The 13,443-nt window shown below is 72.1% G+C and carries 13 protein-coding genes; 11 read left to right on the forward strand and 2 right to left on the reverse strand.

Going from position 1 to position 13,443, the window contains the following annotated elements; genetic code table 11:
- The first annotated feature begins 66 nt into the window (after positions 1-66).
- The 3 genes from DQ239_RS01860 (at position 67) to DQ239_RS01870 (ending at position 2,425) form a co-directional block, all read left to right on the forward strand.
- A complete protein-coding gene (locus tag DQ239_RS01860) occupies positions 67-843 on the forward strand; it encodes a hypothetical protein (protein ID WP_113832546.1) in 777 nt (258 codons plus the stop codon).
- A gap of 93 nt (positions 844-936) precedes the next feature.
- Positions 937-1,632, forward strand: a complete 696-nt coding sequence (locus DQ239_RS01865; protein ID WP_233488626.1) for a class F sortase — start codon at positions 937-939, stop codon at positions 1,630-1,632.
- A gap of 49 nt (positions 1,633-1,681) precedes the next feature.
- Complete coding sequence (locus DQ239_RS01870) at positions 1,682-2,425, forward strand: HAD family phosphatase (protein WP_233488628.1); 744 nt, start codon at positions 1,682-1,684, stop codon at positions 2,423-2,425.
- A gap of 8 nt (positions 2,426-2,433) precedes the next feature.
- Here the strand turns inward: DQ239_RS01870 and DQ239_RS01875 are convergent, their stop codons facing one another.
- Complete coding sequence (locus tag DQ239_RS01875) at positions 2,434-3,363, reverse strand: RecB family exonuclease (protein ID WP_113832547.1); 930 nt, start codon at positions 3,361-3,363, stop codon at positions 2,434-2,436.
- Positions 3,364-3,488: 125 nt separating this feature from the next.
- Between DQ239_RS01875 and DQ239_RS01880 the strand changes: the two genes are divergently transcribed.
- From DQ239_RS01880 to pafA, 8 genes are all read left to right on the forward strand, one after another.
- The gene (locus tag DQ239_RS01880) at positions 3,489-4,334 is read left to right on the forward strand and encodes a tRNA (adenine-N1)-methyltransferase (protein ID WP_348519319.1); all 846 of its coding nucleotides are present in this window, start codon (positions 3,489-3,491) and stop codon (positions 4,332-4,334) included.
- Positions 4,335-4,448: 114 nt separating this feature from the next.
- A complete protein-coding gene (gene arc, locus DQ239_RS01885) occupies positions 4,449-6,230 on the forward strand; it encodes a proteasome ATPase (protein WP_113832548.1) in 1,782 nt (593 codons plus the stop codon).
- A gap of 209 nt (positions 6,231-6,439) precedes the next feature.
- On the forward strand, positions 6,440-7,945 hold the full coding sequence (dop, locus tag DQ239_RS01890; RefSeq protein ID WP_113832549.1) for a depupylase/deamidase Dop: 1,506 nt from the start codon (positions 6,440-6,442) through the stop codon (positions 7,943-7,945).
- A gap of 93 nt (positions 7,946-8,038) precedes the next feature.
- A complete protein-coding gene (locus DQ239_RS01895) occupies positions 8,039-8,248 on the forward strand; it encodes a ubiquitin-like protein Pup (protein WP_113832685.1) in 210 nt (69 codons plus the stop codon).
- Positions 8,249-8,281: 33 nt separating this feature from the next.
- On the forward strand, positions 8,282-9,058 hold the full coding sequence (locus tag DQ239_RS01900; RefSeq protein ID WP_233488630.1) for an endonuclease VII domain-containing protein: 777 nt from the start codon (positions 8,282-8,284) through the stop codon (positions 9,056-9,058).
- Entirely contained in the window at positions 9,055-9,912 is an 858-nt protein-coding gene (prcB, locus tag DQ239_RS01905; RefSeq protein WP_113832550.1) for a proteasome subunit beta, read from the forward strand. The genes DQ239_RS01900 and prcB overlap by 4 nt, the downstream gene beginning before the upstream one ends.
- A 3-nt stretch (positions 9,913-9,915) precedes the next feature.
- On the forward strand, positions 9,916-10,797 hold the full coding sequence (prcA, locus tag DQ239_RS01910) for a proteasome subunit alpha (protein WP_113832551.1): 882 nt from the start codon (positions 9,916-9,918) through the stop codon (positions 10,795-10,797).
- An 80-nt stretch (positions 10,798-10,877) separates the two neighbouring features.
- A complete protein-coding gene (gene pafA, locus DQ239_RS01915; protein ID WP_113832552.1) occupies positions 10,878-12,236 on the forward strand; it encodes a Pup--protein ligase in 1,359 nt (452 codons plus the stop codon).
- A gap of 50 nt (positions 12,237-12,286) precedes the next feature.
- Here the strand turns inward: pafA and DQ239_RS01920 are convergent, their stop codons facing one another.
- Complete coding sequence (locus DQ239_RS01920) at positions 12,287-13,396, reverse strand: DUF3866 family protein (protein ID WP_113832553.1); 1,110 nt, start codon at positions 13,394-13,396, stop codon at positions 12,287-12,289.
- Between the last annotated feature and the right edge of the window lie 47 nt (positions 13,397-13,443).

Genomic DNA, 13,443 nt, shown 5'->3' on the forward strand with positions numbered 1-13,443 from the left:
TCCGACCGGATCGACGGCAGGCGCACCGAGGCGCCGTGCCGGCACCACGCCGATCAAGGAGCAGACATGCGCAAGGCACTCGCACTGCCCACCGTTGCCATCGCCGCCGCGGCGTTCCCGATGCTGGCCATGGGCACCGCCTCGGCCCACGAGGGCGCCACCAGCTACCAGGCCGACCTGGCCTCGGTGAACGGCTCGGGCGTCACCGGCACCGGGATGGTGACGCTCGACGGGAACACCGCCACCGTCATGATCGAGGCGACCGGCCTGCTGGCCGGCGCGCCGCACGCCCAGCACTTCCACATCGCCGCGCTGGGCAGCTGCCCGTCCAACGGCCTCGAGGACGACGCCGACAAGGACGGCTGGGTGAGCGTCAGCGAGGCGGCCAAGTACTACGGCGCCATCGGCTCGTCCTTGACGCTCACCGGCGACACCAGCCCGGACAGCGGCCTGGCCGTCGACAGGTTCCCGACCGCCGAGGGTGGCTCGATCAGCTACAACCGCACCTTCGAGGTCAGCGACGACGTCCACAAGGCGTTCGAGGCCGGCACCGCCGTCATCGTGGTGCACGGTGCCGACAAGGACGGCAGCGGCGCCTACGACGGCGACATCAAGAGCGACCTCGACCCGTCGCTGCCGATGGAGGCCACCGCGCCGGCCGCGTGCGGCGCGCTCGACACCGCCCAGATGGGCACCGCGCCGTCCGGCGGTGCCGAGACGGGTGCGGGCAGCACCGCCGGTGTCGAGAACCTCGGCGCCATCGGTGTGGGTGCCCTCGCCGCTGCCGGCGCCGTCGGCGCCGGTGCGGTCGCCTACCGGCGCCGCCAGGCCGACCAGGCCTGATCCCGGCTGCCCGGCCGCACGGGAGGTGCGCAGCCTCCCGTGCGGCCGAGCACCAGCACGTCGTCCCCTGGACATTCCTCTGGAAGGACAGCCGTGACCGAAGGCACCGGCCGCCAGCCGAGCGCGCGCACGTGGATCGCCCTCGCGGTGGGCCTCGCCCTCGTGGCGGTCATCGCCGTCGTCGTGGCGGTGACCGGCCAGCAGCAGGCGCCCCAGCCGGCGGGTGCCACCGCGGACCCGGGCCGGTCCTCGAGCCCCTCCGTGCCGGCCCCCGCGCCGTCCACGGCGTCGGAGACCCCACCGCCGGTCGCCCCGGCCCCGCCCGTGGCCGAGCCGGTGTCCGTCGGCATCCCGGCGATCGACGTCACCAGCGGTCTGCTGCGCCTGGACCTGAACGGGGACGGCACCGTGCAGGTGCCGCCGCTGGAGCGGGACGACAAGGCCGGCTGGTACCAGCGCGGGCCGGCTCCGGGAGCGGTCGGTCCCGCGGTGATGCTCGGCCACGTGGACTCCGCCGAGTACGGCCCGGGGGTCTTCTTCGACCTCGGCGCGCTGCAGCCCGGGGACGAGGTCGAGGTGGCCCGCGCCGACGGCACCGTGGCGCTCTTCGCCGTCGACCGGGTGGAGCGGCACCCGAAGAACGCCTTCCCGACGATCGAGGTCTACGGCAACACCTCCGACGCCCAGCTGCGGCTGATCACCTGCGGCGGTGACTTCGACTCGGGCGCGCGCAGCTACGAGGACAACATCATCGCGTTCGCGACCCTGACCGGCGCCCGGCCGGCCTGAGTCCCGGCGCCCCCGCGGGGGCGGCCGCGGCGCTCCCTAGACTCGTCGCGTGGCTGGGAGCGGGGACGAACGGGAAACACCTGCGACGGCCGAGGGGCTCCGGGCGGTGCTGTTCGACATGGACGGCACCCTCGTGGAGACCGAGGAGTACTGGGGCGAGGCGATGTTCGAGCTCGCCGGGCAGCTGGGCGGGCGGATGTCGGCCGAGGCCCGCGCCGCCACCGTGGGCACCAGCATGCGGGTGGCGATGGGCACCCTGTACGCCGACCTCGGCGTCACCCGCACCGAGGAGCAGCTGCAGGCCGACGCCACCCAGGTCATGGACGCCGTGGCCCGGATGATGGCCGAGCGGCTGATCTGGCTCCCCGGCGCGCAGGAGCTGCTCACCGCCGTGCACGCGGCGGGCCTGCGCACCGCCCTGGTCACGACGACGCCGCGCCGGCTGGCCGACCTGGTCATCTCCCACATCGAGGCCGGCTCCCCGGACGGCGGTCCGTTCGACGTGACCGTCTGCGGCGACGAGGTACCGGCCCGCAAGCCCGACCCGGCGCCCTACCTGCAGGCGATGGCCGCGCTCGGGGTGTCGCCGGAGGAGTGCGTCGTGATCGAGGACTCGCTGGTCGGCGTCACCTCCGGGCTGGCCGCGGGGGCCGCGGTGATCGGCGTGGCCGGGCTGCAGCCGGTGCCGCCGGCCCCCGGTCTCGTGCAGGTCGAGACTCTGGAGGGCATCGGGCTGCCCGAGCTCGCCGAGGTGCTCGCCGCCCATCAGGCCGCGGAGCCTGCGGTCCGCTGACCCGGGCCTCAGTCGCGCTCGACGACGGGCAACGTGGGCCAGCCGGCCGCCGCAGCCGCCTCGGTCGGGAACGGCGGGGGAGTGCCGCCGAACTCCGGGCAGACGGCCTGGTGGTCGCACCAGCCGCACAGCCGGGTCTTGTTGGGCCGGAAGTCACCCGTGCTGACCGCTCGCTCGATCGCCGCCCAGATGGCCAGCAGGGTGCGCTCGAAGCGGAGCAGCTCGGCCTCGTCGGGGGCGTAGGTCAGCGCGTCGCCGTCGCCGAGGTAGATCAGCTTCAGCTGGGCGGCCACCACGCCCCGGGTGCGCCACAGCACCAGGGCGTAGAACTTCATCTGGAACAGGGCCTTGCTCTCGAAGGCCTCGCGCGGCATCGAGCCGGTCTTGTAGTCGACCACCCGCAGGGCGCCGTTGCGCGCCACGTCCAGCCGGTCGACGTAGCCGCGCAGCAGCAGCCCGTCGGGCAGCGTGACCTCGACGAGCTCCTCCCGCCCCTCGGGCTCGATGCGGCGCGGGTCCTCGAGGGTGAAGTAGCGCTCGACGAGCGCGCCGGCCGAGGCGAGCCACGCCTGCAGCGACTCGGGCGCGTTCACGTCGCTCTCCGCGCCCTCGCCCTGGGCGGCCTCGAAGAGCTCGGCGACCCCGGGCTCCTCGCGCAGCTCTGCCCAGGCGGGCTCCAGCAGCTCGAGGGCGCCGGCGACGGTGCGCTGGGCCGCAGGCAGGTCGTAGAGCCGCTCCAGCACGGAGTGGACCAGCGTGCCGCGCACGGCGGCCAGGCTCTTGCGCTCGGGCAGCCGGTCGATGGTGCGGAACCGGTAGAGCAGCGGGCAGGTCTTGAAGTCGGCCGCGCGGCTCGGGGACAGGGAGGGGCGTCGCGGGGCCTGTGCCTCGTCGGGCTGGACCCCGGTGCTCACGTCCGTCTCGACCATCGCCGTCATGCACCCGAGGCTAGGTCGCCCCTCCGACAGTTCCGAGTGCCCGCGCCGCACCGGGGACACGGGTCACACCGACGCCGTCCGTACCCTGACCGCCCGTGGAGATCGAGCAGCAGCCCGACGTCGAGGTGACCGGGCAGCGGGATGCGGTGCTCGGTGCGTTCGTCGCCGGGGACCGGGTGCAGCTGACCGACCCGAAGGGCCGGCACCACACCGTCGTCCTGGAGCCGGGGAAGCAGTTCCACACCCACCGCGGCGCCATCGAGCACGACGACCTCATCGGCGCCCCCGAGGGGTCGGTCGTCCACTCCACCGCGAACACCGGCTACTTGGCGCTGCGCCCGCTGCTGGCCGACTACGTGCTGTCGATGCCGCGGGGCGCGCAGGTCATCTATCCCAAGGACGCCGCCCAGATCGTGGGCTTCGGCGACGTCGGGCCGGGCATGCGCGTGCTGGAGGCCGGCGCCGGCTCCGGTGCGCTGAGCTGCTCGCTGCTGCGGGCCGTGGGATCCGAGGGCTCGCTGATCAGCTACGAGCGGCGCGAGGACTTCCTCGACGTCGCCCGGGGGAACGTCGGGGCCTTCTTCGGCGAGGTGCCGGCGAACTGGAGCCTGCGGCAGGGCGACCTGGCCGACCACCCCACCGACGAGGTCGTCGACCGGGTGGTCCTGGACATGCTGGAGCCCTGGGCGGTGCTGCCGACCGTGGCCGCCGCGCTCCGCCCCGGTGGCGTCCTGGTCGGCTACGTGGCGACGACGACGCAGCTGTCCACCTACGTCGAGGCGCTGCGGGCCCAGGGTGTGTGGACCGAGCCGCACGCCTGGGAGTCGCTGCTGCGGCCGTGGCACGCGGTGGGTCTCGCCGTCCGCCCGGAGCACCGGATGGTCGCCCACACCGCCTTCCTGGTGACCGCGCGCCGGCTCGCCGAGGGCGCGGTGGCCCCGATCCGGCAGCGGCGGGCGCAGAAGTTCTAGGGCTCGGGTGCCAGGGCCCGTCCGGCCGCCCGGGACGTCTGCGAGCCCACGGCGAAGAGTCGCCCCGCGTGTATAGATTTGCGTCCTGGCTCCCCGGAACTGCGGAGGTGCGCGATGGGCCCAGGTCCGGTCGACGGTCCCGACGAGTTCAAGGCGCGACGTGACCGTGACGTCGCCGCGCTGCTGACCCAGATCTCCTACCTCGAGGAGGAGATCGGCCTGCTGCGCCGCAAAGTCGCCGACAGCCCCCGCCAGGCGCGGGCGCTCGAGGAGCGCATCGCCGAGGCGGAGGGCCGCGCGGCCTTCCTGTCCGAGCGCAACGACAAGCTGTCCTCGACGCTGCGCGACGCGCGCGAGCAGCTGGTGACGCTCAAGGAGGAGGTCGACCGGCTGGGGCAGCCCCCGTCCGGCTACGGCGTCTTCCTGACGCGGCACGAGGACGGTTCGGTCGACGTCTTCACCAGCGGCCGCAAGGTGCGGGTGACGCTGTCGCCGAACGTGGAGGGCGAGGAGCTGCGCCCCGGCCAGGAGGTCATGCTCAACGAGGCGATGAACGTCGTCGAGGCGCGCGGCTTCGAGCGCGCCGGCGACGTCGTCATGCTCAAGGAGCTGCTCGAGCCGGTCGACGGCGTCACCCAGCGGGCGCTGGTGATCGGCCACACCGACGAGGAGCGGGTCGTCTACCTCGCCGACTCGCTGACCGACCAGCCGCTGCGCGCCGGTGACTCGCTGCTGCTGGAGTCCCGGTCGGGCTACGTCTACGAGCGGATCCCGAAGAGCGAGGTCGAGGAGCTCGTCCTCGAAGAGGTTCCCGACATCGACTACGGCGACATCGGCGGGCTCGCCCGCCAGATCGAGCAGATCCGCGACGCCGTCGAGCTGCCGTTCCTGCACGCGGACCTGTTCCGCGAGTACCAGCTGCGGCCGCCGAAGGGGATCCTGCTGTACGGCCCGCCCGGCTGCGGCAAGACGCTGATCGCCAAGGCGGTCGCGAACTCCCTGGCCAAGAAGGTGTCGGCGCTCAAGGGGGAGGGGCAGGGCAAGTCCTACTTCCTCAACATCAAGGGCCCCGAGCTGCTCAACAAGTACGTCGGCGAGACCGAGCGGCACATCCGGCTGGTGTTCCAGCGGGCGCGGGAGAAGGCCAGCGAGGGCACGCCGGTCATCGTGTTCTTCGACGAGATGGACTCGATCTTCCGGACGCGTGGCTCCGGGGTGTCCTCCGACGTCGAATCGACCATCGTGCCGCAGCTGCTGAGCGAGATCGACGGTGTCGAGGGCCTGGAGAACGTCATCGTCATCGGCGCCTCCAACCGCGAGGACATGATCGACCCGGCCATCCTCCGGCCGGGCCGGCTCGACGTGAAGATCAAGATCGAGCGGCCGGACGCCGAGGCGGCGCGGGACATCTTCAGCAAGTACCTGCTGCCGACGCTGCCGCTGCACCCGGACGACCTGGCCGAGCACGGCGGCAGCCACGAGGCCACGATCGCCGGGATGATCCAGCGGACCGTCGAGCGCATGTACACCGAGGTCGAGGAGAACCGCTTCCTCGAGGTCACCTACGCCAACGGTGACAAGGAGGTCCTGTACTTCAAGGACTTCAACTCCGGCGCCATGCTGCAGAACATCGTCGACCGCGCCAAGAAGATGGCCATCAAGGAGAGCCTGGAGACCGGCAACGGCGGGCTCCGGGTCGGCCACCTCATGCAGGCGTGCGTGGACGAGTTCAAGGAGAACGAGGACCTGCCCAACACCACCAACCCCGACGACTGGGCGCGGATCTCGGGCAAGAAGGGCGAGCGGATCGTCTACATCCGCACGCTGATCAGCGGCAAGGGCACCGAGTCCGGCCGCGCCATCGACACCGCCACCAACACCGGCCAGTACCTCTGAGAGGACCTCGTCCTCCCCACCCTTCGCATGCTCAGGGCGGGCCCCTGCACGAGGCCGCGTGGCCCGGTCCCGCAGGTGCGGGGCCGGGCCGGCGTGCTCGTGGCGCTCACGGCCGAGGCCGTCGACACCGTCGGTCGTGAGGTCCCAACCTGCCCGCCGTCCGGCGTCTTAGGGGACGGTGGGCGACGGATGGCGCATAGGGTTGGCGCATGAGCGTGCGGCGGGTCATGGGCACCGAGGTCGAGTACGGCATCTCGGTGCCGGGACAGCCGACCGCCAACCCGACGACGCTGTCCAGCCAGGTCGTGAACGCCTGGGCGGTGGCCGAGGCCCCGACCCGCCGTCGTCCCCGCTGGGACTTCGAGGAGGAGTCGCCCCTGCGCGACGCCCGCGGGTTCGACCTCACCCCGGCGCAGGCGCTGGACCACAACGACCTCGACGAGGACACCGGGATGGCCAACGTCATCCTGACCAACGGCGCCCGCCTCTACGTCGACCACGCGCACCCCGAGTACTCGACGCCGGAGGTCACCTACCCGCGCGACGTCGTCCTCTGGGACAAGGCGGGGGAGCGGGTCATGGCCGAGGCGTCCCGGCGGGCCGCCCGCGTGCCGGGCACCCAGCCGATCCAGCTCTACAAGAACAACACCGACGGCAAGGGCGCCTCGTACGGCGCCCACGAGAACTACCTGATGGACCGGCGGACGCCGTTCGTCGACATCATCCGCGGCCTCGTGCCGTTCTTCGTGACGCGCCAGGTGTTCGCCGGCGCGGGGCGGGTGGGCATCGGCGCGGAGAGCCGGGGGGACGGCTTCCAGATCTCCTCGCGGGCGGACTTCTTCGAGGTCGAGGTGGGCCTGGAGACCACGCTCAAGCGGCCGATCATCAACACCCGCGACGAGCCGCACGCCGACGCGGACAAGTACCGCCGGCTGCACGTGATCATCGGGGACGCCAACCTCGCCGAGCTGTCCACCTACCTCAAGGTCGGGACGACGTCGCTCGTGCTGGCGATGATCGAGGCGCGCTTCCTGCCGCACGACCTGTCGCTCGAGGAACCGGTCGAGGCGCTGCAGGCGATCAGCCACGACCTCTCGCTGACGCACACGGTGCGGCTGCGCGACGGCCGCCGGATGACGGCGCTGGAGATGCAGCAGACCTACCTGGAGCACGCGCAGAAGTTCGTCGCCCACCGCGGTGAGGGCGACGAGCAGACCGACGACGTGCTGCGCCGGTGGGCCGAGGTGCTCGAGGACCTCGCGATCGACCCGATGCGCTGCGCCGACCGGCTGGACTGGCCGGCCAAGCTGCGCCTGCTAGAGGGCTACCGCTCCCGCGACGGCCTGGAGTGGGGCGACTCCCGGCTCAAGCTCGTGGACCTGCAGTACTCCGACGTGCGGCCCGACAAGGGGCTCTACAACCGGCTGGTGGCACGCGGCGTCATGCAGCGGCTGCTCACCGACGCCGAGGTCGAGCACGCGGTGGTGCACGCGCCGGCCGACACCCGCGCCTTCTTCCGCGGCGAGTGCCTGCGCCGCTACCCGGCCTCGGTGGCGGCGGCGTCGTGGGACTCGGTCGTGTTCGACCTGGGCCGGGAGAATCTCGTGCGGATCCCGACGATGGAGCCGCTGCGCGGTACCCGCGAGCACGTCGGGGCGCTGTTCGAGGCGTCGGCGACCGCGCAGCAGCTGGTCGACACCATCACCGGCAGCTGATCTCCCCAGCACCCGTTCGCCGGACCCCGGATGTCACATCCGGCGGGTAGCTTTCAGTTCCAGGAGCAGTTCCCACGACGGGAGGGGCAGGCCATGGCCACCAGGGACACCGGCGGGCAGCAGAAGGCGACGCGCACGCGCGAGGAGACCGACGAGGTCGAGGCCTCGGTCGACACCGAGGCAGCCGAGCGCCGGCAGGAAATGTCGGACGACGTCGATTCCATTCTCGATGAAATCGACGAGGTCCTCGAGTCCAATGCTGAGGACTTCGTGCGTAGTTACGTACAAAAAGGGGGGGAGTGACCAAGATCAACTTCTGGCAACGGGCCTCCAGCAATGGACACCAAGTTCTGTCGTGACTGCGGCGCGCACCGCCCTGTCTCGGAGTTCAGTAAGAACAAGAAGTCGCGTGACGGACTCGCTTTCTATTGTCGCGCGCACCTGGCGGAGCGCTCGGCCAGAAGCCGCGAGGCTCGCCGGCTGCAACCACGCACGCACCGCCTGACCCCGAAGGACCTGGACGTCCCGGAAGGGTCCAAATGGTGTCCTGACTGCGGCAACGTCAAGCCGTACGAGCAGTTCCCGCGCACGAGGACCTCCGCCACCGGGCGCGCGACGTACTGCCTCCCGTGTCACAACGCCCGCGGCCAGCGATCGCGGGAGAAGGTCGGCGGCGCCCGCACCTACCACCTGACGCGCCGGTACGGGATCACGTCGGACGAGGCGGACCTGATGCTCGAGGCTCAGGATGGCGTCTGCGCGATCTGTCGAACGGCACCGGCCGCGCATGTTGATCACTGCCATTCGAGCGGCCGGGTGCGAGCCCTGTTGTGTTTCAACTGCAACGGCGGCCTCGGCCAGTTCAAGGACGACCCCGCCGTGCTGCAGGCGGCCGTCTTCTACGTCCAGCACCACAACCAGCTCCAGGCGATCGATGCGCTGGTGGCGGCCTCGGCAGCGGTGATCGCCGGGGAGCCGGATGCGGCCAGCCGGCCGGGGGAGCCGCCGGTAGGGTCGCAGCGACGACCAGGAGCCCGCGGCGCAAGTGTGCGGAGCACCGGGCGGACCAGCGGTGCACGCCGGCGCGAGCAGGCGGGAGAGGCGGATGCGTGAACGAGTCGTGGAGCGGCCGGAGCGGGTTCCCGCCCGCCTACCTGGGCCGGGTGGGCTCCTCGTTCACCGACTTCCTCTCGGCCGCGGCGCCTGACCTGCTGCCCGGCCGCCGTCCCGCCCCGAGCACGCCCGTGGGAGACCTCGCCCCGCACGGCACAACCATCGTCGCCGTCACTTACGAGGATGGCGTCCTCATGGGTGGCGACCGCCGCGCCACCATGGGCAACCTGATCAGCTCCCGCGACATCGAGAAGGTCTACCCGGCCGACTCCTACAGCGTCATCGGCATCGCGGGCGCAGCCGGCATCGCCATCGAGATGGTGAAGCTCTACCAGGTCGAGCTCGAGCACTACGAGAAGATCGAGGGGCTCACGATGAGCCTCGACGGCAAGGCCAACCGGCTCGCCCAGATGATCCGCGGCAACCTTGGGGCCGCCCTGCAGGGCCTGGCCGTCGTCCCGCTGTTCGCCGGCTTCGACCTCGACGCCGGCGAGGGCACCGCACCCGGCCGGATCTTCAGCTACGACGTCACCGGCGGGAACTACGAGGAGCGCGGCTACGCGGCCGTCGGCTCGGGCTCGCTGTTCGCCAAGAACTCGCTCAAGAAGACCTGGCGCGCCGGTCTGCCGGCCGACGCCGCCACGCGCACCGTCGTCGAGGCCCTCTACGACGCCGCCGACGACGACTCCGCCACCGGCGGTCCGGACCCCGTCCGCCGGCTCTACCCGATCGTCTACCGGGTGGACGCCGAAGGGGCGGTGCGGCTGACCGACGACGAGGTCGCCGCCGTCGCCGACGCGATCGTCACCGAGCGGGCCGAGGCCGACCGCCAGAACATGCACCGGGAGGCCTGAGCCATGACCATGCCGTACTACGCCTCGCCCGAGCAGCTGATGCGGGACCGCTCGGAGTACGCCCGCAAGGGCATCTCCCGCGGTCGCAGCGTCGCCGTCCTCACCTACTCCGACGGCGTGCTCTTCATCGCGGAGAACCCCAGCTCGACGCTGCACAAGGTGGGCGAACTCTACGACCGGATCGGGTTCGCCGCCGTCGGCCGCTACAGCGAGTTCGAGAGCCTGCGCGTCGCCGGTGTCCGCCTCGCCGACGTCCGCGGCTACTCCTACAACCGCCGCGACGTCACCGGCCGGGTCATCGCCAACGCCTACGCGCAGACCCTCGGCGAGATCTTCACCCAGCAGACCAAGCCGTTCGAGGTCGAGCTCTGCGTCGCCGAGGTCGGCGACCGGCCCGAGACCGACCAGCTGTACCGCCTGACGTTCGACGGCTCGATCGTCGACGAGCCGGACTTCGTGGTCATGGGCGGGCAGGCCGAGGCGGTCACCGGCCACCTGCGCGAGCACTTCCACGCCGCCATGGGGCTCTCCGACGCCCTCGAGGTCGGTGTGCGGGCCCTGTCGGCGGTCAGCCCGGTCACCGCCGGCGCCGGCAACGGGGGGCCCGCGAAGCTCACCGCGGCCCAGCTGGAGGTCGCCGTCCTCGACCGGCGGCGTCCCAAGCGGGCGTTCCGCCGCATCACCGGCTCGGCCCTGCGCCGGCTGCTCGGCGACGAGCCCACCCCGGACGTCGTGCAGGACGCGCCCGCCACCAGCGCGCACGCCCCGAGCGTGCCCGAGCCCGGCACGCCCGCCGGCCTCGGCGACCCCGCCAACCCCGACACCGCCGCGGGCGGCACCTTCGACGAGTACGACCCGCACGACGAGGACGGCGGCGAGGGCTGACCCCCTGCCCGCGCCGGGACGGTCGACGCCGAGCGCGCGCGGGACGCGCTTGTGTCGCCCTCGGCGCCTAGGCTCGGATCGTGGACCGACGGATCTTCGGGATCGAGACCGAGTACGGCGTCACGTGCACCTTCAAGGGGCAGCGCCGGCTGTCCCCGGACGAGGTCGCCCGGTACCTGTTCCGCCGGGTGGTGTCGTGGGGGCGCAGCTCCAACGTCTTCCTGCGCAACGGCTCCCGGCTGTACCTCGACGTCGGCAGCCACCCCGAGTACGCCACCGCCGAGTGCGACGACCTCACCGAGCTCGTCGTCCACGACAAGGCGGGGGAGCGGATCCTCGAAGGGCTGCTCGTCGACGCCGAGCAGCGCCTCGCCGAGGAAGGCGTCACCGGCGACATCTACCTGTTCAAGAACAACACCGACTCCGCGGGCAACAGCTACGGCTGCCACGAGAACTACCTGGTCGGCCGGCACGGCGAGTTCAGCCGGCTGGCCGACGTGCTGATCCCGTTCCTGGTCAGCCGGCAGCTCGTCGTCGGCGCCGGCAAGGTGCTGCAGACCCCCCGGGGCGCGGTCTACTGCGTGAGCCAGCGGGCCGAGCACATCTGGGAGGGCGTCTCCAGCGCCACCACCCGCAGCCGGCCGATCATCAACACCCGGGACGAGCCGCACGCCGACGCGGAGCGCTACCGGCGGCTGCACGTGATCGTCGGCGACTCGAACATGAGCGAGACCACGACGCTGCTCAAGGTCGCCATGACCGACCTCGTCCTGCGCATGATCGAGTCCGGCGCACCCATCCGGGACATGACGCTGGAGAACCCGATCCGCGCCATCCGCGAGATCAGCCACGACATGACCGGACGGCGGAAGGTCCGGCTCTCCAGCGGCAAGGAGATGTCGGCGCTGGAGATCCAGTCCGAGTACTACGACCGGGCCCTGGAGTTCGCCGACCGCGAGGGCGTCGGGCCGGTCCACCGCCAGATGCTCGAGCTGTGGGGCAGGGTGCTCAAGGCCGTCGACGGCGAGGACCTCAGCCTCATCGACCGCGAGATCGACTGGGCCATCAAGCACAGCCTCATCGAGCGCTACCGGGCCAAGCGGGACCTGCCGCTGTCCTCACCGCGGGTCGCCCAGATGGACCTCGCCTACCACGACATCAGCCGCACCCGCGGTCTGTACTACCTCCTCGAGCGGGCGGGTCAGGTCGAGCGCGTCGCGCACGAGCCGCGCATCTTCGAGGCGAAGAACGTGCCGCCGCAGACCACCCGTGCGCGGCTGCGCGGCGAGTTCATCCGCAAGGCCCAGGAGAAGCGCCGCGACTTCACCGTCGACTGGGTGCACCTCAAGCTCAACGACCAGGCCCAGCGCACGGTTCTGTGCAAGGACCCGTTCAAGGCCGTCGACGACCGCGTCGAGAAGCTGATCGCCTCGATGTAACCCTGCCTTTCCGCGGAAAAGCGGTCTGCTTTTCCGCGGAAATGCAGGGGTCAGGCGGCGGGCTCGGGGGAGACGGGGACCTGCAGGGCGGCGTAGCGGCCGGCGGCTGCGGCGGCGAGGAAGTAGGCCCGCTCCTCGGGCATGCCGCGCCCCATCGTCCGCAAGGGCACGGGGGAGAGGCTGAGCGCCTCCTCCAGGCCGTCGGTGTCCACCCAGACCACGGGGTTGCGGGCGGGCTGGCCCGCGAGGTCCTCGTCGACCTGCGAGCCGAGCTCCGAGCCGAGCCCGCGCGGCGCGACCAGCGTCACCCCGCCCAGCGCCACCCGGCCGAACGCGGTCAGCGAGTGGTGCGAGACCCCTCGGTGCCGGGGCCGCTCGTCGGCCTCCGAGATGCGCAGCGCCCCGATGGTCACCCCGCCGAGCACCGTGACGGCGTTGCAGGCCTCACCGGCGGCCACCCCCGAGAAGCCCCACGGCGTCCCGGTGCCCAGGTTGCCGGGCCCCTGGGTGACGATCGCCAGGTCCGCGCCGAGCACGTGCCGGGCAGCCAGCAGGCCGGTGTGCAGCGTCACCGCCTCGAGGTCGCCCCCGAAGGACTGCCCCACGGTGATCACGCCGGCCAGCGACTTGTGCAGCGCGTCCACCGTGCGGGAGAAGCCGGCGGCCAGCGCCCCGCCGTCGGTCATGACGTAGGCGACCGTGAGGTCGGGGTCGGTGGCCAGCGCGCCGATCAGCACCGCCGGCAGCGCCGAGTGCAGGTCGGCCACCACCACCGGCATGCCGTCCAGCGAATCGGCCTCGGCCAGCGTCGCGTGGTGCTCGGTGTCCTGCTCGTCGACGCCCTGCACGGTGACCTGCAGGGGCGTGTAGCGGGCCTTCACCAGGTGCCCGGGCCCCGTCGGGTCGGCGGGCAGCCGGTCGGGGACGGCGACGACGAGCGCGTAGCCGCCGGTGCCCAGGTTCTGCGCCCACGCGGTCGTGTTCAGCAGCACCGTGTCGCCGACCTGGGGGACGCCGACGAGGGAGGGGTAGGCCAGCGCGCGCACGTCGCCGTCCTCGGGCACCGCGACGGTGAGCTCCAGCGAGTCGTGCCCTCCCCGTCCCAGCGCGGTCACCTCGCCGCGCCGCCAGCGGATGCGGGAGGAGGGGGAAGAGCTCATGCCTCGCAGGCTAACCAGCGTCCCGGCGGACGGCTGGTCGGCCCGAC

It is taken from the genome of Blastococcus sp. TF02-09 (assembly GCF_003319105.1).
GTDB lineage: Bacteria > Actinomycetota > Actinomycetes > Mycobacteriales > Geodermatophilaceae > Blastococcus.

Excerpts from the sequence above, each read along its gene's own strand:
- DQ239_RS01900 (WP_233488630.1), top strand. The coding sequence starts at position 8,282 with ATGGACACCAAGTTCTGTCGTGACTGCGGCGCGCACCGCCCTGTCTCG.
- prcA (WP_113832551.1), top strand. The coding sequence starts at position 9,916 with ATGACCATGCCGTACTACGCCTCGCCCGAGCAGCTGATGCGGGACCGC.
- DQ239_RS01875 (WP_113832547.1), bottom strand. The coding sequence starts at position 3,363 with ATGACGGCGATGGTCGAGACGGACGTGAGCACCGGGGTCCAGCCCGAC.
- DQ239_RS01920 (WP_113832553.1), bottom strand. The coding sequence starts at position 13,396 with ATGAGCTCTTCCCCCTCCTCCCGCATCCGCTGGCGGCGCGGCGAGGTG.
- arc (WP_113832548.1), top strand. The coding sequence starts at position 4,449 with ATGGGCCCAGGTCCGGTCGACGGTCCCGACGAGTTCAAGGCGCGACGT.
- DQ239_RS01895 (WP_113832685.1), top strand. The coding sequence starts at position 8,039 with ATGGCCACCAGGGACACCGGCGGGCAGCAGAAGGCGACGCGCACGCGC.
- DQ239_RS01860 (WP_113832546.1), top strand. The coding sequence starts at position 67 with ATGCGCAAGGCACTCGCACTGCCCACCGTTGCCATCGCCGCCGCGGCG.
- dop (WP_113832549.1), top strand. The coding sequence starts at position 6,440 with ATGAGCGTGCGGCGGGTCATGGGCACCGAGGTCGAGTACGGCATCTCG.